Genomic DNA, 23833 nt, shown 5'->3' with positions numbered 1-23833 from the left:
CGCCAGCGACACAAGCCGCCGCCACCACGCCGACAAACTGCGCGCGCAACGCTTTCGGACGCTTCATGACCTCGCCTCCTGGAGCGCCTGGCGCGTCGCGCGCATGAGCCAGATGACATCGGCGGCGAGCGCGACGAAGTTGAAGCCCATCTCGCGATACTGCTTCGCCTGCGCGGCATCCATTGCAAAGATGCCCGCCCCCACGCCTGCCGCACGCGCTGCGGCAACGATGCGCGTCATCGCGGCAACGACGTCAGGGTGCTTCGAATCGCCCAGATGGCCGAGGCTTGCGGCAAGATCGGCAGGCCCGGCGAAGAGACAATCGACGCCCGGCACCACTGCGATTTTCTCGACCTCGCCGAGTGCCGCCGCCGATTCGATCTGGATGATCGAGGCGACTTGCGCGTTCGCGCCATGCAGATAATCGCGCCGCATGCCGTAGGCCGCCGCGCGCACCACGCCCGCGACGCCGCGCTGGCCGCCCGGCGCATCGGCATCGGGATATTGGGTGTAGCTCACCACACGGGCGGCTTCGTCGGCGGAGGTCACGTTGGGAAACATCACCGTGCGCACGCCCGCGTCGAGCACGCGCTTGACGAGCCACGGCTCGTTCGCCTGGATGCGCACGACCGGCTCGGTCGGCAAATGGGCCGCCGCGATCGCACGTAATTGCGCGATGACGTCGCTGCTGTCGTTGGGCGAATGCTCCATGTCGATCAGCAGCCAGTCGAAACCGGCGTGCGCGAGCGCCTCGGCGGCGGTCTCGCTGCCCATCGAAAGCCACAGGCCGTAAAGCGGCTCAGCTTCCTTGAGGCGTTCCTTGAGGGGATTAGTGAAGGTGCTCATTGCCGTGCTCCCGGCGAGTTGCGGGACGCGCGCGTCCCGCGCGGGCCTGGCGGCCCGGCAGCGCCGCAGCCGGCATGTCTCGCTCCGTTGTGTTGTCGGGCCGCGCGGACGCGGGCCTTGCCGGAACGATCATACCGCGACAAAAGTTTGAGGGCCGGGCGGAAAACCCGGCCTTAGGGCTCGGCGCGGGCCTCGATGCCGGCGCTCAATCGCGCGTGACTTCAGCCCAGCAATTCGGCGTTTCGTACAGACGCAGCTTTTGCAGTTGCAGATTCACGCCGTAATGCGCGTCGTAAACGTTAGCGAGGATCTCGAACGCGATGGCCGCGAGATTTTCCACGGTCGGAATGCGGTCGATCACGACCGTCTTGTGACCCGGCAACGTTTCGAGAAAACCGCGCACCTGCGCGTCGTCTTCGAAGACGATGAACGCGTGATCCCACAAATCGACGAGATGCTGGTTCGCGAGCGCCTTCACGTCGGCGAAATCCATCACCATGCCGCGGTCGGGCGCGCCTTCCGTTTCGACGGTGTCGCCTTGCAGCGTGACTTCCAGCACGTAGCGATGGCCGTGCAGGTTGCGACACTGGCTGCGGTGGTCGGGAATGCGGTGGCCCGCGTCGAATTCGAGTTTTCGGGTGATCGTCAGCACGGCGCTTTTAACCAGTCAGGCAAGGAATCAGGGGATGCTCAGGGAATGTTCAGGTACTTGTGAGTCTGCATCGACAGGCGCCATTGCGGATGGCGCTTGCACCAGTCGATCGCGAGCTTCGTGTTCAGGTCGCGCGACGGGCCGTCCATCGGCTGAACGAGGAAATACTCGAAATCGAGCTTCGCATAGTCGGCGAGGCGCTGGTTGTCCTGGGGCACCACCACCTTCAACTCGTTGCCCTTCGTGACGACGAGCGGCGCGTCGGCCTTCGGGCTCACGCAGATCCAGTCGATGGTATCCAGCACGGGCAGCGAACCATTGGTTTCAATGGCGATCTCGAAGCCGGCGGCATGCAGCGCATCGACGAACGGCTGGTCGATCTGCAGCATCGGCTCGCCGCCGGTGCACACGACGAAGCGGTTGCCCTCGCCTTCGGGCCAGAGCGACGCGATCATCGCGACGAGTTCCTCGGGCGTGCGGTACTTGCCGCCGTTCTCGCCGTCGGTGCCCACGAAATCGGTGTCGCAGAAACGACAGACCGCCGTTTCACGGTCTTCCTCGCGGCCCGACCACAAGTTGCAGCCGGCGAACCGGCAAAACACGGCCGGACGTCCGGCGTTCGCGCCCTCGCCCTGCAATGTGTAGAAAATTTCCTTTACTGCGTACGTCATGCTTACTGCCTGATCATGTTCAATGCGCGCGTTCACTGCGCATGTTCCCTGCGTGTCGACGCGCTGGGAGCGGGTTATTTCGGGCGCTGATTGTCTTGCTGCCTTCGTTCGGCGGGACGCGCCGCCCGTGCGCCGCCCCGCTCATGCTGCCACGCCATGCAAAGCGCGTGGCGCGCGCCCGTCATCGGTTCAGACCGGCGCTTGCGTCACCTGCTCGCCCGCGAGGTACGCTTCGTAGCCGCGCTTGCGCAACTTGCACGCCGGGCATTCGCCGCAGCCGAAGCCCCAGTCGTTGAGCTCGGCGCGCTCGCCCACGTAGCACGTATGCGTTTCCACGCGCACCAGTTCGACCAGCGGCTCACCGCCCAGTTTCTGCGCGAGACGCCACGTGTCGGCCTTGTCGAGCCACATGAGCGGCGTTTCGATCACGAGGCGGGTTTCCATGCCCAGATTGAGCGTGACTTGCAGCGCCTTCATGGTGTCGTCGCGGCAGTCGGGATAGCCCGAGAAGTCGGTTTCGCACATGCCGCCCACGAGGAACTTGAGCCCGCGCCGGTAAGCAATCGCCGCGGCGATCTGCATGAACATCAGATTGCGGCCCGGCACGAAGGTGTTCGGCAAGCCGTTGGCCGCCGTCTCGATCTCGATTTCGCGCGTCATGGCCGTGTCGCTGATCGAGCCCAGCACCGAAAGATCGATCATGTGATCGTCGCCCAGGCGCTCGCCCCACTCGGGGAAGGTCTGCCCAACGGCCGCGCGAAAGCCTTCACGGCATTCCAGTTCGACGCGATGACGCTGGCCATAATCGAAGCCGAGCGTCTCGACAGTGTCGTAGCGGTCGAGCGCCCAGGCAAGGCACGTAGCCGAGTCCTGGCCGCCGGAAAACAGCACCAGCGCGCCGTTCCTGGGTTCTGTTCGAGTCACCGTGAAACTCCGTATCAAGAGGTTCCGCGCGGTCGCAAGCCTTGAAAACCCGCCGTGCGGACCCGCGCGGGTCTTTCCCCTGCGCAGGCCAATGCAGTATAGGCCGCTGTATTTTTGCGAATATCGGCGCTACTTTATACCGCTGATATTCCATCCGCTGTGTTCGGCACGACAGGACATGCCGTGCCGCCAGAACAACGAAAAAGCCCCAGGAATCGTACGATCTCCTGGGGCTGCATTCTGGTGGCCTGGGACGGAATCGAACCATCGACACGCGGATTTTCAATCCGCTGCTCTACCAACTGAGCTACCGGGCCAACGAAGAAGAAGAATTATAGCGACACTGACAGGACTGCGCAAGCGCTTTCGCAAAAAAATCTGCTTACTCGCCCTTGCTCTTGCCCAGGTCCACACCGAGCTGCTTGAGCTTGCGGTACAGGTGCGTGCGCTCGAGGCCGGTCTTCTCGGCCACGCGCGTCATGCTGCCGTTCTCGCGCGCGAGGTGGTACTCGAAGTAGGCGCGCTCGAATGCGTCGCGAGCGTCGCGCAACGGGATGTCGAACGAAATCGACGCCACGCCCGCCGCGGCCGCGCCGCCCGACGCGCCGTCGGCGCCCAGCACCGGCAGCGCCGCCGCCGACGCCACCACGGCCGGCCCGCCCGCAGCCGGCTTCGCGGCGCCCGCGGCCGTCGCGGGCACAGGCGCGGCGCTCCCGCGCGCGAGCCCCTGCTCGACCGCCTTCAGCAGCTTTTGCAGCGCAATCGGCTTTTCGAGGAAGTTGAGCGCGCCGATCTTGGTCGCCTCGACCGCCGTGTCGATCGTCGCATGCCCCGACATCATGATGACGGGCATCGTCAGTTGGCCATGCGCGGCCCATTCCTTGAGCAGCGTGACGCCGTCGGTGTCCGGCATCCAGATATCGAGCAGCACCAGGTCCGGCACCTGGCGCTGACGGAATTCGCGCGCCTCCTGCGCGTCCTCCGCAAGCTCCACGACGTGTCCTTCGTCGCTGAGGATCTCCGAGAGCAATTCCCGGATGCCCATTTCATCGTCTACCACCAGGATGGTTGCCATTTACGCTGCCCTTGTCTGCACTGTTGCTTTTGATCCCTGCTCCGTTGCCGCGCGCACCGCCTTTGCGGTGCCGCGCGTGGCGGCATCCGACGAAGCGCCCGGGTGGGTGTCCGGGTTGGCGTCATCCGCCAGTTGGAGAAAGAGGATCGAGATCTGCGCGCCCTCTATCACATCGCCCGCTTTCATGCGATTGCGGATGTCGATGCGTGCGCCGTGCTCGTCGATGATCTTCTTCACCATCGCGAGCCCGAGTCCTGTTCCTTTGGCCTTGGTTGTCACATAGGGTTCGAATGCGCGCGTGAGAATGCGCGCCGGGAAACCGGGCCCGTTGTCCGACACCGTGAGCCGCACCGCGACGCGCGTGCGGCCGTCCGCGTCCGGATCGCCGTATTCTACGGCCCGCGTCTCCAGTGCCACGCGTGGAGTCTCAACATCGGCCACCGCGTCTTGAGCATTTTGCAAAAGGTTGTGAATCACCTGGCGCAATTGCGTTGCGTCGCCGCGGATGACCGGCAGCGCGGAAAGCTCGACCTTGATCGTGCTCTTGCCTTCTTCCGCGCCGTACAGCGTGAGCACTTCGCTCACGAGGTCGTTCAGTTGCAGGCTCGCGAGCACCGCCGGCGGCGTGCGCGCGTAGTCGCGGAAATTGTCGACCATCTGCTTCATCGCCGCGACCTGGTTGACGATGGTGGTCGCGCCGCGCTTGAGCACCTCGGCGTCCGAAGGAGCGAGCTTGTCGGTGAGCTTCATCTGCAAGCGCTCGGCCGAAAGCTGGATCGGCGTGAGCGGATTCTTGATCTCGTGCGCGAGTCGCCGCGCGACTTCGCCCCATGCCACCGAGCGCTGTGCCGAGATCACGTCGGAGATGTCGTCGAACACCACCACGTAGCCCGAGGTCTGCATGTCGCCGGCGTCGCGGCCCGTGTCGGAGACGAGGCGCGCGCCGCGCACGAGCAGCGTGAGCGGATCGGTCTCGCCCGCCACCGGCACGGAGAACTGCTGCTGCCAATGGCCGTGATCCACGTCGCTGCCTTCGCGATCGGTGCGCGAGGCTTCCTGGTCGGCGAACGCCTTGCGCACCATCGCCGCGAAGTCGCCGAGCGCGGCCACATGATCGATGGGCAAGCCCAGCTGCGCCTGGAACGGATGGCGGAAGATGCGCTCGGCGCCGGGGTTCGCCGTCGTCAGCCGGAACTGGCGGTCGAACACGAATACGCCCGCCGTGAGATTCGCGAGGATGCTCTCGAGATACGCCTTCGAATGCTCGAGCGCGACGCGGTTCTTCTCCACGGCCTGGCGCGCTTCGGAAAGCTGACGCGTCATCGCGTTGAACGACTGCGTGAGGAAGCCCAGTTCGTCGCGCGACTTGATCTCGCGCTTGGGCGTGTAGTCGCCCTCGGTCACTTCCTTAGTGCCCTGCGCGAGCAGGAAGAGCGGACGTGCGAGCTGGTTGCCGAGCGCGAGCGCCAGCATCATCGCAACGAAGGTGGCGAGAAAGAGCGCGAGCGTGAGCGTGCCGATATACATCTTGCGCAAGCCCGTGCGGCCCAGCGCCTTTTCCTGGTACTCGCGATAGGCGCGCTGCACGGCGTCGGCGTTGCGCGCAAGCGCGGCGGGCACCGGCTGCTCCAGTTGCAGGAAGCGCTCGACCGGTTGCAGGTCGGTGGTGTTCGCATCGGGAATGCGCGTGACGACGCGCAGCCGCAGCGCGCCCTTCGGACCGTGCAGACGCGGGTCGCCATCGACTTCGCCTTCGATCGCCGCGTAGCCGCGCCCGCGCGCCTGATCGATCATGAGCGCGGTGGGCAGGTCGGCCGGCATCAGCGAGGAGAAGTTGCTCGAAGCCTGCGCGACGACGTGCATCTCCGGCGCCGCGCCCGACATGCTGCGCACCGGCTCGACGATGGTGGCGTCCTGCACGCCGAACTGGTCACGCGCGCGCAGCAGCGTGAGCGTGGTGCCCGCAGCCTGGCCGGTCGCGATCTGCTCGGCCATCAGACGCGCCTTGGTTTGCAGATCGGAGAGCGAGGCGTCGAGCATGCCGCGCCCGAGATTCAGGCCCGCCGTGAGCGCCGTCTCCACGTTCACGTCGAACCAAGACTCGATCGAGCGCGAGACGAACTGATACGAAACGACATAGATGATGCCGCCCGGCACCACGCCCACGAGCGCGAAGAAAAACGCGAGCTTGGCCAGCAAACGCGTGCCGAACTTGCCGCGCCGCAAGCGCACGACGATCACGATCACGAGCGCCGTGACCACCGCGAGGAAGATCAGCGCGACGCCGATGTTGGCCGCATAGAGCCAGCCGTAGTAGCGGTCGAAGAACTCGGTGTTCGCGCTCGCGGCGGCAAGCAGCACGAGCAGCAGCGTCGCGGTGAGCGCGACAGTGGACACGAGCAGCCGGATGACGATGCCGCTGACACTGGTGGCGCGGCGCACTTTATTTAGCACGTTCGGTCACCGTGAAGTTAAAGCGCTTCCAGTCGGAAGCGAGATTCCAGTCGCGGTTGTTGACCGCATCGATCTGGAAGGGCTTGGGCATGAGCGCGACGTCGAGTTGCATGCGCACGGACGCCGTATAGGTTTCGCCCGCATGCACCTGCTTGCTGTCGATCACGTGCCACGACGTGACATGCTTGATGACGGCGAGCGCGTCGGCCAGCGTCGAAAAGCCGAGCTGCAGGCCGCCGCTCGACACGCGGTACTCGCGCGTGAGCGGCTGGAACGAGAGACGAATGCTTTGCGAGACGCTCGCGGGCTGCTCGTCGAACCAGTACCAGCGTGGGCGCGTGAGTTCGAAGTCCGTGGTGAAGTAGAGCGGAATGCCCTTGTTGACCGCATCTTCCAGGCTGCTATTGAGCTCGAAGTCGAAGCGCGCGTCGAGGCTCCAGCCGGAGCCGTCGGCCTGCAGCGACGCCCGTTGCACCGAGATCGAATCGGCGCGCGCCGGCTTGACGGCCAGCAGGCCGAAAGCCAGCGCAATCCCGATCAGGATCGCAAAGCGTAGCGGGAAGAAGCGTTTGATGATCACCGTTTCTGGAAGCGCGCGTAGAAGAAGCCGTCGTGATCCGCGGTGCGATCGGGAACGGGGCGGGCGTCGTTCTGCACTTGCGCATCGCGCCGCGCCACGCTGGCTGCGCCACTCTGTGCCCCCCCGGCCGGCGCGCCGTCGGTCGCCGGCAGCAGTTGCCCCGGCGCGTCCAATCGTACCGCATCCGCGTGGGTGCTTTCAAACCAGCTCGCCTGCGCCTCGCCTTCCTCGGGGAAGATCGAGCACGTCACGTAAAGCAACTCGCCGCCCGGCTTGAGCAAGGCCCACAGCGCCTCGGCGATGCGGCGCTGCTCCTGCACCAGCGCAGCGATGTCGCTTTGACGGCGCAGCCAGCGAATGTCGGGATGGCGGCGCACGATGCCCGAAGCGGAGCACGGCACGTCCGCGAGAATGCGGTCGAACGGCACGCCGTCGAACCAGCTTTCGGGCGCACCCGCGTCGCCGATCACGACGCGCGCGCGCCAGGCGGGTGGGGGTGCATCGTCATCGGCTTCGTCGTCAGCCTGGTCGTGCACCTCCTCAGCCGAAAAACCCAAACGCGCAAAGTTTTCGCCGATGCGCGCCGCGCGCGTGGCATCGCTTTCGAGCGCGATCAAGTCGATGTCGGCGAGTTCGAGCAGATGGCCGCTCTTGCCGCCGGGCGCCGCGCACGCGTCGAGCACACGCATGCCGTCGCGCACGCCCATGATTTGCGCGGCGATTTGCGCGCCGGCGTCTTGCACCGAGGCGTCGCCGGCCATGAAGCCGGGAATGCGGTCGACCGGCAGCGGTGCGGCAAGGCGCACGGCGTGCTCGCCGATCCGCGTCGCGGCGATGTTTTCATCGGCCAGACGTTGCAGATAGTCGGCCGTGCTCGCGCGGCGCGCGTTCACGCGCAGCGTGAGCGGCCCCTGCGTGTTGCCCGCTTCGAGAATCGCCTGCCAACGGTCGGGCCACGCCTTGCGGATCGCGTCGATCCACCATTGCGGATAATTCCAGCGCGCGACCTCGTCGCCCTGGGCGGCGGCCAGCGCGCTCTCGCGCTCGCGCAGGAAACCGCGCAGCACCGCATTCACGAGGCCTTTCGCGAAGGCGATGTCGCGGCGCGCGCCGATCGCGCGCACGGCCTGATCGACGACGGTAAACGGCGTGTAGGCGGCGTGCGCCTCGTCGTCGACGAGCAGTGCGAGCGCGCACGCGAGCAGGTTCGTCACGGGCGGCGGCGGCGCCTTGCTCACACGCTGCTTGATCAGCCAGTCCACGGTGCCGAGGCGTCGCATCGTGCGATACGCGATGTCCTGCACAGCGCCGCGCGCCGTCGCTGCGAACTCGTGCGGAAGCGCGCCGAAAGCGCTCGTGAGCGCCGCCGGCAAAGCCGCGCCCGCGCGCACCGCACCCACGATATGCGCCGCCGTGTCGAGCGCGAAGCCGAGCGATTCGGGAGCCAGATGGACGGCTTGATGCGCGGCGGCCTTGCGCGGCGTGGCCTGATCCGACCGGCGCGCCGGCGAGGCGGGACGCCCTGCACGCTTGGCACGTGGCTGGGCAGACGGCGATGAGCCGGACGGGCGGCGCGAGGAGCTGGATGTCATGGAAAAACCGGGAGCGGGCCGCGCCGGGGCGCGGCGAATCGTGCAAAAAGCAAACCACAAGCGAGCCATTGTAGCGTGGCGCGAACGCAACGCTGCTCGCCGGGCCGAATCGGCAAGGCACCGCACTGCTGCGCGCCCGCCATGCACCAATAAAAAAGGCAGACCGTGGGGACTGCCCCGGGTCTGCCTTTCTCCGCCTTTCGCTCGCGCCGCGCTGTTTCAGTCGAAGCGGCCCGTGCGCGCCATCTCCATAAGACGCGCGATGCGCTCCTCGGTGGCGGGGTGCGTCGAGAACAAATTCGCAACGGCGCCGCCCGAAAGCGGATTCATGATCATCATCTGCGCCGTGGACGGATGCTGCTCGGCCGCCGGGAACGGAATGCCCTGCGCGTAGCGATGGATCTTGTCGAGCGCCGATGCAAGCGCCTGCGGATCGCCCGAAATCTGCGCGCCGCCGCGATCGGCCTCGAACTCGCGCGCCCGCGAGATCGCCATCTGGATGAGCGCGCCCGCGATCGGCGCGAGCAGCGCAACCGCAATGCTGGCGATCGGGTTCGCGGGACGGCCGTTCTCGTCGCGGCCGCCGAAGATCATCGCGAAATTGGCGAGCGCCGAGATCGCGCCGGCCATGGTGGCCGTGATCGTCGAAATGAGGATGTCGCGGTGCTTCACGTGCGCGAGCTCGTGGGCCATCACGCCGCGCATCTCGCGCTCGGAAAGCACGCGCAGGATGCCGGTGGTGGCGGCCACTGCCGCATGCTCGGGATTGCGGCCCGTGGCGAACGCGTTGGGCGCGTCTTCGTTGATCAGGTAGACGCGCGGCATCGGAATGTTCGCGCGCGTGGCCAGCTCGCGGACCATGCGATAGAACTGCGGCGCCGTGGTCTCGTCGACTTCCTGTGCGTTGTACATGCGCAGGACCATCTTGTCCGAGAACCAGTATGAGAAGAAGTTCATGGCGAGCGCGAACATGAGCGCGAGCATCATGCCGCGCTGCCCGCCCATCATTCCGCCAATCACGATGAAAAGGGCCGTAATCGCGGCCATCAACATCGCGGTTTTGACCCAGTTGAACATGTGCTGTGCTCCTTCACCCAATGGGAATCAATTCGGGGATCAAATCGTCAAACACCCGCCAACAGCGGCCGGCGAGCGCATTGTAAGCGATTTGTTAGATATGGGCGGATCGGAAAAATTCAATCTCAGCGCGTGGCCGTGGCGAGCCGCAGGCCGAGCCCGACAAACGCAGAGCCCACCGTGCGGTCGAGCCACTTTCTGATGCCGGGCTTGCCGGAGAAGCGCTGCGTCACGCTGCCCGCGATCCAGGCGACGAAGCTGTTCCAGATCGTGCTCATGACGACGAACACGACGCCGAGCGCGAGGAACGCGAGCACCTTGTGCGGGCTCGTCACGCTCACGAACTGCGGGAAAAACGACACAAAGAACAGCACGACTTTCGGGTTGAGCACGTTGGTCCAGAAACCCGAGAGGAAAAGCTGGCGCAGCGGACGCGGCGCAGCGGCGCGCGGGGCGAACTCCGTGGTGCTAGCCGGGGCGCTTTGCTTCGCGAAGATCAGGCGCACGCCGAGGTACACCAGGTAGCATGCGCCCACGAGCTTGATGACCGTAAACGCCGTGGCCGAGGCCGCGAGCAGCGCGGTCAGCCCGAACGCGCAGGCCAGCGCATGCACGCAGCAGCCCGCGGAAATGCCCAGCGCCGAGACGAGCCCGGCGCTGCGGCCTTGCGCGACGCTGCGCCCGACGATGTAGGCCGTATCGGGGCCGGGCGTAACGTTCAGGAGAAAAACGGCGACGAGGAAGAAGCCAAAATGAGTAATGCCAAACATGACGTTTTTCCTGCAAAACGACTCGGGAAAAGGGTTCGAGCCGTCCTGTGCAGCCGTCTCGACAACGCTCCTGAATTCTAACGCGCGCGGCGGCGCGTGTATCGCCCCGCCTTCAGGTTGGGCGCCTACGCGGCCCCGGCGCCGGTGTCAGTCAGCGCGAAGCGCTGGCCAGCCGCGAGCGGCATGCCGGCGAGGAATTCGCGCGCCGGCAGGCGTTTCCCACCCGGCTTCTGCAGCTGCGTCACGCGCAGCGCGCCCTCGCCGCACGCCACGACGACGCCGCCAGGCGAGGCTTCGAGGATCTGGCCCGGCACGGCTGCGGCGGGCACCTTGATGCCGTCGGCCGGCTCGGCCGACCACAGCTTGAGCAGCGCGCCATCCAGTGTGGCCGCGCCGCCCGGGAACGGATCGAACGCGCGAATCTGCCGTGCCAGCGCCTCGGCGGAACGGCGGAAGTCGAGTGCGGCCTCCTGCTTGCCGATTTTCTCGGCATAGGTGACGCCCTCGGCCGGTTGCGGGACCACGGGCAGAACGCCATCGCGCTCGAGCCGGATCAACCCCTCCACCACGAGTTCCGCGCCCAGCTTCGCGAGGCGGTCGTGCAGCGTCGCGGTCGTGTCCGTGGACGCGATGGGCGTGCGCACTTCCGAGATCATCGGGCCGGTGTCGAGGCCCGCATCCATCTGCATGAGGGTGATGCCGGTCTCGGCATCGCCGGCCTCGATCGCGCGGTGGATCGGTGCCGCGCCGCGCCAGCGCGGCAAGATCGATCCGTGAATGTTGATGCAGCCGCGCGGCGGAATATCGAGCACTTCCTGCGGAAGCAACAGGCCATAAGCAGCCACCACCATCACGTCGTGCGGCGTCGCGCGCAGCAGTTCCAGCGCCGCGGCGGCTTCCTCGGGGTACTTGCCCGCGCGCCGCAGCGAAGGCGGCTGCGCCACGGCGATCCCGTGCTCCTGCGCGTAGCGTTTGACCGGACTCGCCTGGAGCTTCATCCCGCGACCCGCGGGCCGGTCGGGCTGGGTCAGCACGAGCGGCACGGCAAACCCCGCCTCGTGGATCGCGGCGAGCGCGGCGGCGGCGAATTCCGGCGTACCGGCAAAAATCACGCGAAGAGAATGGCTCATGGGCGCTGGAAGAAGATCGGCGAATGAAGAAAAGGACGGTGCGGCGCGCGAACCTTACATCGCGCGCTCGAGCTTCTTCATCTTGCTCCTGATGCGCGTCTGCTTGAGCGACGAGAGGTACTCGACGAACACCTTGCCCATCAAGTGATCCATTTCGTGCTGGATGCACACGGCGAGCAGGCCTTCGCAGTCGACCTCCCAGGTCTCGCCCTTCTCGTTGAGCGCCCGCACGCGCACCTTTTCGGCGCGCTCGACCTCGTCATAGATGCCCGGCACCGAGAGGCAGCCCTCTTCGTGCACTTCGCGCTCATTGCTCGCCCAGGCGATTTCCGGGTTGATGAACACGAGCAATTCGTTGTGCGTGTCGGAGACGTCGATCACGACGACGCGCTCGTGCACGTCGACCTGGGTGGCGGCAAGCCCCACGCCAGGCGCGGCGTACATGGTCTCGGCCATGTCGGCGACGAGCTTGCGGATACGGTCGTTGACCACCTCGACGGGCTTGGCAACCTTGTGCAGGCGCTTGTCCGGGTAATGAAGAATGTTCAGTAGAGCCATGGTTTGACAGGTTCCTGGTTGGGCGCCGCGAGCCGCGCGCTCGCGCGCGAACTGGCCATTCGGCCAACTGGTGCGCCCCTCGCGGAATACAGAAGATAGACGGTCAGATCGACGTGCGGGCAACTGGCGGCGGGCAAAAAGCGCGGTGCCAGCAGCACGCCGTGACGATGCGTCACAGCGACGCAAACAAATTTCGGATGGTGAAAATTTTAACACGACGGGCTTGACTTCGCCCGCCGACGGAGAATCGCCGATGCTCGCTACCTTGCCGCTCGGGGCCGACGAACTCAGCGCCTGGCTGCGCCTCGCGAACGCACGGGGCCTGAAGCCGGCTGCGCTGCGTGCGCTGCTCGGCACGTTCGGGCTCCCTCAGCGCGTGCTCGCGCAGCCGTTCGGAGCGCTTGCGGCCGCTGCCGGCAACGAGGCCGCCCGCGCCGTGCTTGCACCGCCGGCTGCCGGCTTCGCGCAACAAGTCTCCGCCGTGACCGCATGGTGCAGACAACCGCGCAACGCGCTTGTCACACTCGCCGATCCCGCGTATCCGCCCCGCCTCCTGACGATGCCCGACCCGCCGCCGCTCCTCTACGTGACAGGGCGGCTCGATCTGCTGCATGCGCGCAGCGTGGCCGTGGTGGGCAGCCGCAGCGCCACGCCGCAAGCGCTCGAAGACGCCGCGCGCTTCGCGCGCACGCTCGCCGCGGCGGGCGTAACGATCGTCTCGGGCCTGGCGCTCGGCGTCGACGGCGCGGCGCACGAGGGCGCACTCGGCGAGCCCGGCGGCACCGTCGCCGTCACCGGCACGGGCGCCGACCTCGTCTATCCCGTCGCACATCACGCGCTTGCGGCCCAGATCGCCGAACGTGGCGCGATCGTCACCGAATGGCCGCTCGGCACGCCCGCGCGTTCCGCGAACTTTCCGCAGCGCAACCGCGTGATCGCCGCGCTGGTGGAGGGCGTAATCGTAGTCGAAGCGGCCATGCGCTCAGGCTCGCTCATCACCGCGCGCCTCGCCAATGAAATGGGACGCGACGTGTTCGCGCTGCCCGGCTCAGTCCACGCGCCGCTTTCGCGCGGATGTCATCGGCTGATCAAGGAAGGCGCGCAGCTGGTCGAGACACCGGAGGAAGTGCTCGAAGCGCTGCGCTTCACGCAACCGGCGCCGCGCGCCGCGCGAGCCAGGGCGTCGCGCAAACAAACCACAGCATGCGCGGCGACGCTTCCATTGGAATTCGAAGCGCAGCTCGACGGCCTCGCGCGAGACCGCGCCCCAGCCGGTCCGCTGGCCGAGGCGAAACCCGCCAAGGCAGCGACGGTCACCACGCTCGGGCCCGAGGCCTCCTCCCTGCTCGCCGCGCTAGGCCACGCGCCCGCCACGCTTGAAATCCTCGCGCAGCGCACCGACATGACCGAAGCGGTCCTGCAAGCCACGCTGCTGCGGCTCGAACTGGCCGGGCACATCAGCACGCTGCCCGGCGGGCGGTTTATGCGGACGTCCCACTGCTAGCCCGCCGCCGTGTTACATTCGCGCCAAATACCCGCCCAACGTCCACACTCTATATATAAGAGAACGCAAGGAACGATCATGCCCGCGCTTGACCTCGACACCGACGCCGACCAGATCGCCGAGCGCGTCGCCAACCGCGACACGCTGTTCGTCGCCTGTCTATGCGCGCAGTGGTGCGGCACCTGCCGCGATTACCGGGCCACCTTCGACCGTATCGCCGAGGGCCATCCCGAGATCTGCTTTGCCTGGATCGATATTGAAACGCACGCTGACCGCTTCGACGACCTCGACGTGGAAAACTTCCCGACCATCCTCATCGAGGACAGCAAGGCCACGCGGTTTTTCGGCACGGTGCTGCCGCACGCCGCGGTGGTCGAGCGCATGCTCGCCGATCTCACCGCGCTGCCAGGCGTCGCCGATGCACCGAAGCTGCGGCCCGCGCTGGCCGAGGCCTAAGGCGCGCCTCGCGAATCGCCAACGCCGGGACCGCCAGGCGCCGTCCGGCACTTGTTCCGACCCCATGCTTGCCCGCCACCGCGCCGCGCCCTTATGATGGGCGCCCGGAGACGCCCCCAAGGCTCCATGCAAGCAACCTCGCTCCGATGACAAGAAAATCGCCGTCTGCGCGCCATGTGCTATAAAGCGGTCGTTAAGCGAGAGGCGAAACGCGCCGCGCCGGCCACGCAGCCGATTCAGACCGGATAGCCGCGGGGCGCGATTCATGTCCAAAGCCCGGATCAACCACACACAGCCAGTCATGTCCAAAGCCCTGATCATCGCCGAGAAGCCATCTGTCGCGAACGATATCGCGCGCGCTTTGGGCGGATTTACCAAGCATGACGAGTACTTCGAAAGCGACGACTACGTGCTTTCCTCGGCGGTTGGCCACCTGCTGGAAATCGCCGCGCCCGAAGAGTACGAGGTCAAGCGAGGCAAATGGAGCTTCGCGCATCTGCCGGTCATCCCACCGCATTTCGACTTGAACCCGATTGCCAAGAGCGAATCGCGGCTCAAGGTGCTCAACAAGCTGATGAAGCGCAAGGATGTCGACCGTCTGATCAACGCATGCGACGCGGGCCGCGAAGGCGAGCTGATTTTCCGCCTGATTGCGCAGCACGCGAAGGCGAAGCAGCCGGTCCAGCGCCTGTGGCTCCAGTCGATGACGCCACAGGCGATCCGCGACGGCTTCGCGAACCTGCGCAGCGACGACGACATGCAGCCGCTCGCCGACGCCGCCCGCTGCCGCTCGGAAGCCGATTGGCTCGTGGGCATCAACGGCACGCGCGCGATGACCGCCTTCAACAGCAAGGGCGGCGGCTTCTTCCTGACCACGGTTGGCCGCGTTCAGACGCCAACTTTGTCGATCGTCGTCGAACGCGAAGAGAAAATCCGCCGTTTCGTGCCGCGCGACTACTGGGAAGTGCGCGCGGAGTTCGTCTGTGCGGCTGGCTTCTATGAAGGCCGCTGGTACGACCCGAAATTCAAGAAGGACGAGCTCGACCCGGAAAAGCGCGACTCGCGGCTCTGGAGCCTGCCGGCCGCCGAAACCATCGTGGCCGCCTGCCATGGCCGCGAAGGCACGGTCACGGAAGAATCGAAGCCGTCGACCCAGCTCTCGCCCGCGCTCTTCGATCTGACGAGTCTGCAGCGCGAGGCCAACGGCCGCTTCGGCTTTTCGGCCAAGAACACGCTCGGCCTCGCCCAGGCGCTGTACGAAAAGCACAAGGTGCTCACCTACCCGCGTACCGATTCGCGCGCGCTGCCGGAGGATTACCTCGGCACCGTGAAGGAGACGCTGGAGATGCTCAAGGAGAGCAACAACTACCTGCCGCACGCCAAGCAGGTGCTCGATAAAGGCTGGGTGAAGCCGAACAAGCGCATCTTCGATAACTCGAAGATCAGCGACCACTTCGCCATCATCCCCACGCTGCAGGCGCCGAAGTCGCTCTCGGAGCCCGAGCAGAAGCTCTACGACCTCGTGGTGAAGCGCTTCCTCGCGGTATTCTTCCCGGCTGCGGAATACCGCGTGACCACGCGTATCACCGAAGTGGCCGGCCATCACTTCAAGACCGAAGGCAAGGTGCTGGTCGAGCCGGGCTGGCTGCAAGTCTACGGCCGCGACACGGGCGGCGACGACGCCAACCTCGTGCCGGTGCAGAAGGACGAGAAGGTCAAGACCGAGAAGATCGCGGCGCATCAGCTCGTGACCAAGCCGCCCGCACGCTACAACGAAGCGACGCTGCTGTCGGCCATGGAAGGGGCCGGCAAGCTCGTGGACGACGAGGAACTGCGCGAGGCGATGGCCGCCAAGGGCCTCGGCACGCCGGCCACGCGCGCGGCGATCATCGAAGGCCTGCTCGGCGAAAAGTATCTGGTGCGCGAGGGCCGCGAGCTGATTCCCACGGCCAAGGCGTTCCAGCTCATGACGCTGTTGCGCGGCCTCGACGTGAAGGAACTTACCGCGCCGGAATTGACCGGCGAGTGGGAATACAAGCTCTCGCAGATGGAGCGCGGCAAGCTTCCGCGCGACGCGTTCATGCAGGAAATTGCCCGCATGACGCAGACCATCGTGAAGCGCGCGAAAGAGTACGACTCCGACACCATTCCCGGCGACTACGCGACGCTGGAAACGCCGTGCCCCAACTGCGGCGGCCAGGTTAAGGAAAATTACCGCCGTTTTGCGTGCACGAAGTGCGAATTTTCGATCTCGAAAATCCCGGGAGGCCGCCAGTTCGAAATCCCGGAAGTGGAAGAGCTGCTGCAGAACAAGACCATCGGCCCGCTCTCAGGCTTCCGCAGCAAGATGGGCCGGCCGTTCTCGGCGATCCTCAAGCTCTCTTTCGACGACGAGGTCAAGAACTTCAAGCTCGAGTTCGACTTCGGCCAGGACACAAGCGGCGAGGACGGCGAGGCGCCCGACTTCTCGCAGCAGGAGCCCGTGGGCGCGTGCCCGAAGTGCAAGGCCCGCGTGTTTGAGCACGGCATGAGCTACGTCTGCGAGAACTCGGTTGCGAATCCGAAGACCTGCGACTTCCGCTCGGGCAAGGTGATCCTGCAGCAGGAGATCGCCCGCGAGCAGATGGCGAAGCTGCTGTCGGAAGGGCGCACGGACTTGCTGACGAACTTCAAGTCGTCGCGCACGGGCCGCAACTTCAAGGCGTTTCTGGTGAAGCAGCCTGACGGCAAGATCGGCTTCGAGTTCGAGAAGAAGGAGCCGGGCGCCAAGACTGCGGCGAAGACCGCTGCGAAGAAGTCCACCGCTAAGGCGGGGACCGACGAAGCCGCCAACGACGCGGCCAGCGAAAACGACGCCGCAGAAACGAGCGCAAAACCAGCGCGCAAGACGGCTGCCGCCAAGACCGCGCCTGCGAAAAAGACCGCCGCGCGCAAAACGGCGGCGCGCAAGACCGGTTCGTAATCGCAGGGACCTGCGGCAGCCGGGCGGCGGCACGCATCAGCAAAAAAGCGCAGCTTCTCACGAAGCTGCGCTTTTTTATTTCCGTTCCAAAGCAAACAGAGCGCCCAATCAGGCCCTTCTGGCCCTTGATAAGCGAAATACCGCGCTTATAGCGGTGACAACGCCGTCGGCCGCGTGCGCGCGGCCGCGCGCGGCGCCTTCGAGGGGCGCTCGCTTTGCACGCCGTGGTGCTCGCCGTCGAGCAGATCAGAAATTGGCTCCGAGCCGTCGAACGCCTCGGGCGCCGTTGCGTGCGCCGCGCTGTTCACCGGGCGCGTAAGCCCGTCCTTGATCCATTGCTCGCCGAGCTGGCTGTTCGGCGTCTGGCTGAAATGCTCGACAAGGTGGTCGATGAAGGTGCGCACCTTCGCAGGCAAGTGGCGGCGGCTAGGGTACGCGACGTTGATCTCGACCTGCGGCAGCCGATATTCGCCGAGCAGACGCACGAGACGCCCGCGCGTCATGTCGCGCCCGATCAGGTAGCTCGGCAGGATCGTGATACCCATGCCGAGCAGCGCGAACTGGCGCAGCATCTCGGTGTTGTTCGCGATGATCACGTTGCTCGGGCGCACGCGCACTTCGCCTTCCGGCCCCGTGAAGACCCGTTCGTCGCCCCAGTACTCCGAGGGCAGGGAAAGCGACGGATGCTCCATCAGGTGCTCGGGGCGCGTGGGCGTGCCGTGCTTCTCCAAATAAGCCGGCGTGGCGCACACGGTCATGCAGCCGGTCGTGAGGCGGCGCGTGACGATGCTCGCGCTGCGCATCTGGCGCGCGGTCACGACGCCCAGGTCGAAGCCTTCTTCGACGAGATCGACCTGACGGTCGACCAGCGTAACGTCGGGGACCACCTGCGGGTAACGCTGCGTGTACGTCTGCAACACGGGCGCGAGATTGTGCAGCCCGAACACCACCGGTGCCACGATGCGCAGTGTGCCGACCGGCTCATGATTGCGCGCCACCACCATCTGCTCGACGTCTTCGAGTTCGTCGAGAATCTGGCGAGCCCGTTCGAGATAGACTTGGCCCGATTCAGTGAGGGAAAGGCTGCGGGTCGTGCGGTTGAGCAAACGCGTGCCGAGCCGCCCTTCGAGGTCGGCGACGTGACGCGTTGCAACCGCATTGGAGATATCCATCGCGGAAGCCGCCCGGGCAAAACTGCCGAGGTCGGCCACCTTGACGAATACTCGCATCGACTGCAAATGATCCATGTGACAACTCCTGCCTGTTACTTGGCTGCCAGAAGACGGCAGCGGAAGCCGCGAATTCTCCTACGACACGAGAATTCGTGCAGAAGTTGCCTAAGATTGTCGGAATTTCTTTACGATTTTCTCGACTTTCACTTATTACGCATTGTTACAGCGGCGATTGTTTCCAGAATCGAAACAACACTGGTGAATACTCACCCTCACTTCGCCTGAAATTCAAAGACGCGTCTCCAGCGCCGTACGCGCATCGTTCAGCGCTGGCGGCAAGCCGTGGGCGAGCTTGGCGAAAAGCTCGGCGTGCAACGCGAGTTCGGCGCGCCACGCCTCGGCGTCGACCGAAATCACCTGTTCATACTGTGCAGGCGTGAAATTCAGGCCGTGCCAGTTCAAATCGTCGTAGCGCGGCGAAATGCCGAACGCATGATCTTCGCCCTCGGCCTTACCCTCGATGCGGCGCACCATCCATTCGAGCACGCGCGCGTTCTCGCCGAAGCCCGGCCAGACGAACTTGCCGTCCTCGCCCTTGCGGAACCAGTTCACGCAGAAAATGCGCGGCTGCGTCGCGCCCAGCTTCGAGAGGCGCTCGCCCACCTTGAGCCAGTGGCCAAAGTAATCGGCCATGTTGTAGCCGCAGAACGGCAGCATCGCGAACGGATCGCGCCGCACCACGCCCTGCTGCCCGGCAGCCGCCGCGGTGGTCTCAGAGCCCATGGTCGCGGCCATGTACACGCCCTCGGTCCAGTCGCGCGCCTCGGTCACGAGCGGCACCGTGGTCGAGCGGCGACCGCCAAACAGGAAGGCGTCGATGGCCACGCCCTTCGGATCTTCCCAGGCGGGATCGATCGACGGACACTGCGAGGCGGGCGCCGTGAAACGCGCATTCGGATGCGCAGCCTTGCGACCGGTCTCCTTGCCAATGGCCGGCGTCCAGTCGTTGCCCTGCCAGTCGATCACGTGCGCGGGCGGCTCGTCGGTCATGCCTTCCCACCAGACGTCGCCGTCGTCGGTGAGCGCGACGTTCGTGAAGATCACGTTCTCCTTGAGCGTCGCCATGGCATTGAAGTTGGTCTTTTCGCTCGTGCCCGGCGCGACGCCGAAATAGCCGGCTTCCGGGTTAATCGCGTAGAGACGGCCATCGGCGCCCGGCTTGATCCAGGCAATATCGTCGCCGATCGTGGTGATTTCCCAGCCGTTCATTGCTGCCGGCGGAATCAGCATGGCGAAGTTGGTCTTGCCGCACGCCGACGGGAACGCCGCCGCGACGTGATATTTGCGCCCTTCGGGCGAGCGCACGCCGAGAATCAGCATATGCTCGGCGAGCCAGCCTTCGTCGCGGCCCATCGTCGAGGCGATGCGCAACGCAAAGCACTTCTTGCCGAGCAGTGCGTTGCCGCCGTAGCCCGAGCCATAGCTCCAGATTTCGCGCGTTTCCGGAAAATGGACGATGTATTTCGTATCGTTGCACGGCCACGGCACGTCTTTGTCGCCCGTCGCCAGCGGCGCGCCGACGCTGTGCACGCATGGCACGAACGCGCCGTCCTCGCCGAGCACGTCGTACACGGCACGGCCCATGCGCGTCATGATGCGCATATTCACGGCCACGTACGGGCTATCCGAAAGCTCGACGCCGATATGCGCGATGGGCGAGCCGAGCGGCCCCATCGAGAACGGCACCACATACATCGTGCGTCCGCGCATGGAGCCGGCGAACAGGCCGTCGAGGGTCGCGCGCATCTCGGCGGGTGCCATCCAGTTGTTGGTCGGGCCGGCATCTTCCTTCTTCTCGCAGCAGATGAAGGTGCGATCCTCCACGCGCGCCACGTCCGACGGATCAGAGCAGGCTAGATACGAGTTCGGGCGTTTTTGCGGATTGAGTCGGCGCATCGTGCCCGCGTCGACCATCTGCTGACACAGGCGGTCATACTCCTCCTGCGAACCATCGCACCAGACGATGCGCTCGGGTTGGGTATGGGCGGCAACCCTCTGAACCCACTCGACCAGTTTCCGGTGCCGGACCCAGGCCGGTGCTTGTACAGCAGCCTGAGCGGGGAGGTCAGGATGATTCATCGATATGTCTCCATGGGGGCTTATGAAAATCGATTCTGGCCCTTTCGACGCTGCATGCGAGAGGCTGGGCTGCGCTAACCACCATCTTCATTCGCGCAGCCAGGCAGGTCGTCAAGGCCCTGACAGCGAGGGTTCGCAACCGTCTGTAAAGCGGCTTGCATCAGAACCCTTCAAGCTGATAAAAGGGGGAAAATTCTCACTTAAACCCGATCTGGCTGTACCGGGCGCTATTGCCTGAAACATCAGCAGTGGATAGCAAATGGAATACCCGCCTGTTCCGCGTGCCGGAAGGCACCCTTGTATTCATACCAGCCTACTGCACGCTGCATAGTGGGATAACCACCAGATAAACATCGAGTCGCACCGAGATGTGCGCCACCACCACCCAAGCTGCCATGAAAATTGCCATCCTTGACGACTACCAGGACGCCGTCCGCAAGCTCGACTGCTTTCAATTGCTTGCCGATCACGATGTCAAGGTCTTCAACAACACCGTGCGCGGTCTCGGCCAGCTCGCGAGCCGCCTCGCGGAAGTCGACGCGCTCGTGCTGATCCGCGAACGCACTCGCATCCCCGCGCAATTGCTCGATAAACTCCCGCATCTGCGCATGATCAGCCAGACGGGCAAAGCCGGCCCGCACATCGACATTGCAGCGTGCAGCGAGCGCGGCATCGCCGTGCTCGAAGGCACCGGCTCGCCGGTCGCACCCGCCGAACTCACGTGGGCGCTCATCATGGCCGCGCAGCGGCGCATTCCGCAGTACGTGGCCAATCTCAAGCAAGGCGCGTGGCAGCAGTCAGGCCTCAAGACTTCGGCGATGCCGCCCAATTTCGGCCTCGGCCAGGTGCTGTGCGGGCAGACGCTAGGCATTTGGGGCTACGGCAAGATCGGGCGCCTCGTGGCCGGCTACGGCAAGGCGTTCGGCATGCGCGTGGTCGTGTGGGGCCGCGAGCACTCGCTCGAAGCGGCGCGCGCCGACGGCTACGAAGCGGCCGCCAGCCGCGAGGCGCTGTTCGAGGAGAGCGACGTTCTCTCGCTGCACCTGCGCCTGCACGACGACACGCGCGGCATCGTCAAGCAGGAAGACCTGTTGCGCATGAAACCGACTGCATTGCTCGTCAATACGAGCCGCGCGGAGCTGCTGGAAGAAAACGCGCTGCTTGGGGCGCTCTCGCACAACCGGCCGGGCATGGTCGCCATCGACGTGTTCGAGAGCGAGCCGATCCTCCAGGGCTACAGCCTGCTGCGCATGGAAAACGTGATCTGCACGCCGCACATCGGCTATGTGGAACGCGAGAGCTATGAGCTCTACTTCGGCGCGGCGTTCCGCAACATCCTCGCGTTCGATGCGGGCGATTACTCGCACGTCGCGAATCCCGAAGCGCTGCAAGGCGTGCGCCGCCGGTAGTCACACAAGCGGCGAAAGAACGACAAGGCGGCCCAGGCCGCCTTTTTTCATGATGCGCGCAACGTTCGCGCCTTTACGCGTGCTCGGCGGCCTCGAACACCTCGGGCAAACGCTCGAGGAAACGCTCGCCGTCCTCGGCGCCCAGGTTGTAGGCATGCTGCATCTGCTGCGGGCTCGTGTAGTCCCAGCTCGAAATCGGCACCCGGGCCGAAGGCTGCACATACAGGCGCTGCTGCTCGCCGCCAGCTTCACCGCCCGCCCCGCGCGTGCGGTGCTTCACGACGAACATCTGCGGACGCGGATATAGGCGCGTCACCATCACGAGCACGCGGCCCGGCGTGTCGTCGAGCGCGCCCACGGGGACATTGTCGACCATGCCGCCATCGAGCACTGGCCGGCCGTTGCGGCGCAGAACCGGCGTGAAGGGCGGCGTGCAGGAGGACTGCAGCACGAGATCGGCGAGGTCGTCCACGCGCTCGCAATCCTGCGCGACCACGAATTCTGGATGAAAGCCGAGCTTGCGCCCGAGCGTGGGATGCAGCGTCTTGCGGACGTGCTTCTCGATGTTGTACGCAATGAGCCCTGCCGCGACGGCGCTACGCGCGCCGAGCCAGCGCGGCAGATGCGAAACGCCGATGCGGATCTCGGGCGCATCCTGCAGCCTCGCGAAATGCGGGCCGTAGATGTCGAGCAGGGCCTGGCGATAAATGCGGTAGTGCGGAAACACCGACTCGCCGCGCAGCAGGTTGCCCCAATAGGCATTGCGCGTGTTGTGCTTGAGCGCTTGCGCGTAATAGCGCATGACCCATTGCGAGTCGCGCACGTAGAGCATGCAGGCGGTGGCCGCGCCCGCCGAAATGCCGGTAATCACGCGCGGATGAATCCGCAACTCGGGCTGCACGACGTCCCAGAACCCCGCCTGCCACCAGCAACGATTGCCGCCGCCAGCAAAGACCACTTGATCGAACATGCGCCCTCTATCTTTCAGATCGTGCCGAAGGCTAGAGCTTAGTCGAGAAGTGCGTAAGTCGAGGTCGCGTGGACGGCCATACGACCCTCTTCGTCATAGAGTTCTATTTCGCCAAACACCAGATTGCGGCCCATGCGCAGCACCCGTGCAGTGATTGTCACGTCGCCCTTGCGCACGGCGCGCATGAAATTGGTGTTGAGCGCCACGGTGGTCATGGGCTTGAACTCGCCGAGCGCTGCGGTAATGGCGACGATCATCGCCGTATCCGCGGCCGCCATGAAGACCTGACCGCAGATCCCGCCGCCCGAATGGCGCAGCTCGCCGGAAAATGGCAGCCGCATCGTGGCGCTCTCCTCCGTGACCTCGACCGGCCTCATCCTGAGCGCCTTCACCCACGGCGCCAGCACGCGCTCGAGCAGCGCGTCGATTGCCTTTTCGTCCATCGTCTTATGCCTTCTGGTCTGGAATTCATGCCGCGCGGCAAGGTCGCCCGATCGGGTCCGCCGGGCGGTTCAGACAGCGGGATCGGTTAGCACGACGCGGCTCGCCGGCTGCAAATCAGCGCGACGTGGCGACATCATACCGGGAGGCATCGCCCATGGCCCAACACGACATAATTTCGGCACGACACCTGAACCGCGCCCGCTCTTCGCCGATGGAAGCGCCAACGGCCCAACGACGACTTTTCAGGAATTTTGCAAAAAAGGCTTGCCAACTCTCAAAAAGCCATGCATAATTTTTCTTCTGTTGGGGGCGTTAGCTCAGTTGGTAGAGCAGCGGACTCTTAATCCGTAGGTCGAGTGTTCGAGTCACTCACGCCCCACCAAGCATTACGAAGCCCGGTTAGCAAAAGCTGACCGGGCTTTTTGCTTTCTTCCGGCCGCTTTCCGGA

Annotated in this window: 20 protein-coding genes and 2 tRNA genes; 5 read left to right on the top strand and 17 right to left on the bottom strand. The window is 65.3% G+C overall.

The annotated features are described in order from the left end of the window. Window positions 1-63 precede the first annotated feature (63 nt). The 13 genes from P5W98_RS00205 to def form a co-directional block, all read right to left on the bottom strand. A complete protein-coding gene (locus P5W98_RS00205) occupies window positions 64-846 on the bottom strand; it encodes an HpcH/HpaI aldolase family protein (protein ID WP_421022671.1) in 783 nt (260 codons plus the stop codon). A gap of 205 nt (window positions 847-1051) precedes the next feature. Next, window positions 1052-1495: a 6-carboxytetrahydropterin synthase QueD gene (queD, locus tag P5W98_RS00200; RefSeq protein ID WP_421025134.1), complete on the bottom strand. Its 444-nt coding sequence runs from the start codon at window positions 1493-1495 to the stop codon at window positions 1052-1054. 41 nt (window positions 1496-1536) lie between these two features. Beyond that, window positions 1537-2169 carry a 7-carboxy-7-deazaguanine synthase gene (gene queE, locus P5W98_RS00195; protein ID WP_421044676.1) on the bottom strand — a complete coding sequence of 211 codons (633 nt, stop codon included), beginning with the start codon at window positions 2167-2169 and terminating at the stop codon, window positions 1537-1539. Window positions 2170-2358: 189 nt separating this feature from the next. Continuing rightward, the gene (gene queC, locus P5W98_RS00190) at window positions 2359-3093 is read right to left on the bottom strand and encodes a 7-cyano-7-deazaguanine synthase QueC (RefSeq protein WP_421022669.1); all 735 of its coding nucleotides are present in this window, start codon (window positions 3091-3093) and stop codon (window positions 2359-2361) included. Between the two features lie 241 nt (window positions 3094-3334). After that, window positions 3335-3410: transfer RNA gene (locus P5W98_RS00185), tRNA-Phe, on the bottom strand. A 65-nt stretch (window positions 3411-3475) separates the two neighbouring features. Then, on the bottom strand, window positions 3476-4168 hold the full coding sequence (gene esaR, locus P5W98_RS00180; protein WP_421042636.1) for a response regulator transcription factor EsaR: 693 nt from the start codon (window positions 4166-4168) through the stop codon (window positions 3476-3478). Then, window positions 4169-6622 carry a sensor histidine kinase gene (locus tag P5W98_RS00175; protein ID WP_421022664.1) on the bottom strand — a complete coding sequence of 818 codons (2454 nt, stop codon included), beginning with the start codon at window positions 6620-6622 and terminating at the stop codon, window positions 4169-4171. Further along, window positions 6612-7202, bottom strand: a complete 591-nt coding sequence (locus P5W98_RS00170; protein ID WP_413187424.1) for a DUF4390 domain-containing protein — start codon at window positions 7200-7202, stop codon at window positions 6612-6614. Before P5W98_RS00170 ends, P5W98_RS00175 begins: the two co-directional genes overlap by 11 nt. Next, the gene (gene rsmB, locus P5W98_RS00165) at window positions 7199-8794 is read right to left on the bottom strand and encodes a 16S rRNA (cytosine(967)-C(5))-methyltransferase (RefSeq protein WP_421022663.1); all 1596 of its coding nucleotides are present in this window, start codon (window positions 8792-8794) and stop codon (window positions 7199-7201) included. The genes P5W98_RS00170 and rsmB overlap by 4 nt, the downstream gene beginning before the upstream one ends. A 219-nt stretch (window positions 8795-9013) precedes the next feature. Then, entirely contained in the window at window positions 9014-9871 is an 858-nt protein-coding gene (htpX, locus tag P5W98_RS00160) for a zinc metalloprotease HtpX (protein ID WP_035523362.1), read from the bottom strand. A 125-nt stretch (window positions 9872-9996) separates the two neighbouring features. Further along, window positions 9997-10641 (bottom strand): LysE family translocator, encoded by a 645-nt coding sequence (locus P5W98_RS00155; RefSeq protein ID WP_421073853.1) that lies wholly within the window; start codon window positions 10639-10641, stop codon window positions 9997-9999. A 125-nt stretch (window positions 10642-10766) separates the two neighbouring features. Then, the gene (gene fmt / locus P5W98_RS00150; RefSeq protein ID WP_421022661.1) at window positions 10767-11771 is read right to left on the bottom strand and encodes a methionyl-tRNA formyltransferase; all 1005 of its coding nucleotides are present in this window, start codon (window positions 11769-11771) and stop codon (window positions 10767-10769) included. 54 nt (window positions 11772-11825) lie between these two features. Further along, window positions 11826-12329 carry a peptide deformylase gene (gene def / locus P5W98_RS00145; protein ID WP_434718111.1) on the bottom strand — a complete coding sequence of 168 codons (504 nt, stop codon included), beginning with the start codon at window positions 12327-12329 and terminating at the stop codon, window positions 11826-11828. Between the two features lie 253 nt (window positions 12330-12582). Between def and dprA the strand changes: the two genes are divergently transcribed. The 3 genes from dprA to P5W98_RS00130 all read left to right on the top strand — a co-directional run bounded on the left by dprA (window position 12583) and on the right by P5W98_RS00130 (window position 17251). After that, on the top strand, window positions 12583-13833 hold the full coding sequence (gene dprA, locus P5W98_RS00140; protein WP_421073852.1) for a DNA-processing protein DprA: 1251 nt from the start codon (window positions 12583-12585) through the stop codon (window positions 13831-13833). A 78-nt stretch (window positions 13834-13911) separates the two neighbouring features. Further along, window positions 13912-14289, top strand: a complete 378-nt coding sequence (locus tag P5W98_RS00135) for a thioredoxin family protein (RefSeq protein WP_421022658.1) — start codon at window positions 13912-13914, stop codon at window positions 14287-14289. Window positions 14290-14590: 301 nt separating this feature from the next. Next, window positions 14591-17251: a DNA topoisomerase III gene (locus tag P5W98_RS00130; RefSeq protein ID WP_421022657.1), complete on the top strand. Its 2661-nt coding sequence runs from the start codon at window positions 14591-14593 to the stop codon at window positions 17249-17251. A 146-nt stretch (window positions 17252-17397) separates the two neighbouring features. Here P5W98_RS00130 and P5W98_RS00125 read toward each other — a convergent pair whose 3' ends face one another. Further along, window positions 17398-18498 carry a LysR family transcriptional regulator gene (locus tag P5W98_RS00125; RefSeq protein ID WP_421022656.1) on the bottom strand — a complete coding sequence of 367 codons (1101 nt, stop codon included), beginning with the start codon at window positions 18496-18498 and terminating at the stop codon, window positions 17398-17400. Between the two features lie 213 nt (window positions 18499-18711). Then, entirely contained in the window at window positions 18712-20562 is a 1851-nt protein-coding gene (locus tag P5W98_RS00120) for a phosphoenolpyruvate carboxykinase (GTP) (RefSeq protein ID WP_434718110.1), read from the bottom strand. 395 nt (window positions 20563-20957) lie between these two features. Between P5W98_RS00120 and P5W98_RS00115 the strand changes: the two genes are divergently transcribed. Then, window positions 20958-21971 (top strand): D-2-hydroxyacid dehydrogenase family protein, encoded by a 1014-nt coding sequence (locus P5W98_RS00115; protein ID WP_421022654.1) that lies wholly within the window; start codon window positions 20958-20960, stop codon window positions 21969-21971. A gap of 73 nt (window positions 21972-22044) precedes the next feature. On the opposite strand, the gene P5W98_RS00110 is transcribed toward P5W98_RS00115, so the two are convergent. Next, the gene (locus P5W98_RS00110) at window positions 22045-22941 is read right to left on the bottom strand and encodes a patatin-like phospholipase family protein (RefSeq protein ID WP_434718109.1); all 897 of its coding nucleotides are present in this window, start codon (window positions 22939-22941) and stop codon (window positions 22045-22047) included. Between the two features lie 38 nt (window positions 22942-22979). Then, entirely contained in the window at window positions 22980-23384 is a 405-nt protein-coding gene (locus P5W98_RS00105; protein ID WP_035523333.1) for a PaaI family thioesterase, read from the bottom strand. A gap of 307 nt (window positions 23385-23691) precedes the next feature. Between P5W98_RS00105 and P5W98_RS00100 the strand changes: the two genes are divergently transcribed. Next, a tRNA-Lys gene (locus P5W98_RS00100) sits at window positions 23692-23767 on the top strand. Window positions 23768-23833 lie beyond the last annotated feature (66 nt).

This window comes from Paraburkholderia sp. A1BS-2L, assembly GCF_051125205.1.
Taxonomy (GTDB): domain Bacteria; phylum Pseudomonadota; class Gammaproteobacteria; order Burkholderiales; family Burkholderiaceae; genus Paraburkholderia.
The sequence above is the reverse complement of the archived record's forward strand: the minus strand, read 5'-3'. Positions and strand labels throughout refer to the sequence as shown.

What these genes read in the sequence shown, in the direction of transcription:
- P5W98_RS00205 (WP_421022671.1), bottom strand. Translation starts at nt 846, where the DNA reads ATGAGCACCTTCACTAATCCCCTCAAGGAACGCCTCAAGGAAGCTGAG.
- queE (WP_421044676.1), bottom strand. Translation starts at nt 2,169, where the DNA reads ATGACGTACGCAGTAAAGGAAATTTTCTACACATTGCAGGGCGAGGGC.
- esaR (WP_421042636.1), bottom strand. Translation starts at nt 4,168, where the DNA reads ATGGCAACCATCCTGGTGGTAGACGATGAAATGGGCATCCGGGAATTG.
- rsmB (WP_421022663.1), bottom strand. Translation starts at nt 8,794, where the DNA reads ATGACATCCAGCTCCTCGCGCCGCCCGTCCGGCTCATCGCCGTCTGCC.
- htpX (WP_035523362.1), bottom strand. Translation starts at nt 9,871, where the DNA reads ATGTTCAACTGGGTCAAAACCGCGATGTTGATGGCCGCGATTACGGCC.
- P5W98_RS00155 (WP_421073853.1), bottom strand. Translation starts at nt 10,641, where the DNA reads ATGTTTGGCATTACTCATTTTGGCTTCTTCCTCGTCGCCGTTTTTCTC.
- fmt (WP_421022661.1), bottom strand. Translation starts at nt 11,771, where the DNA reads ATGAGCCATTCTCTTCGCGTGATTTTTGCCGGTACGCCGGAATTCGCC.
- def (WP_434718111.1), bottom strand. Translation starts at nt 12,329, where the DNA reads ATGGCTCTACTGAACATTCTTCATTACCCGGACAAGCGCCTGCACAAG.
- dprA (WP_421073852.1), top strand. Translation starts at nt 12,583, where the DNA reads ATGCTCGCTACCTTGCCGCTCGGGGCCGACGAACTCAGCGCCTGGCTG.
- P5W98_RS00135 (WP_421022658.1), top strand. Translation starts at nt 13,912, where the DNA reads ATGCCCGCGCTTGACCTCGACACCGACGCCGACCAGATCGCCGAGCGC.
- P5W98_RS00130 (WP_421022657.1), top strand. Translation starts at nt 14,591, where the DNA reads ATGTCCAAAGCCCTGATCATCGCCGAGAAGCCATCTGTCGCGAACGAT.
- P5W98_RS00125 (WP_421022656.1), bottom strand. Translation starts at nt 18,498, where the DNA reads ATGGATCATTTGCAGTCGATGCGAGTATTCGTCAAGGTGGCCGACCTC.
- P5W98_RS00120 (WP_434718110.1), bottom strand. Translation starts at nt 20,562, where the DNA reads ATGAATCATCCTGACCTCCCCGCTCAGGCTGCTGTACAAGCACCGGCC.
- P5W98_RS00115 (WP_421022654.1), top strand. Translation starts at nt 20,958, where the DNA reads ATGAAAATTGCCATCCTTGACGACTACCAGGACGCCGTCCGCAAGCTC.
- P5W98_RS00110 (WP_434718109.1), bottom strand. Translation starts at nt 22,941, where the DNA reads ATGTTCGATCAAGTGGTCTTTGCTGGCGGCGGCAATCGTTGCTGGTGG.
- P5W98_RS00105 (WP_035523333.1), bottom strand. Translation starts at nt 23,384, where the DNA reads ATGGACGAAAAGGCAATCGACGCGCTGCTCGAGCGCGTGCTGGCGCCG.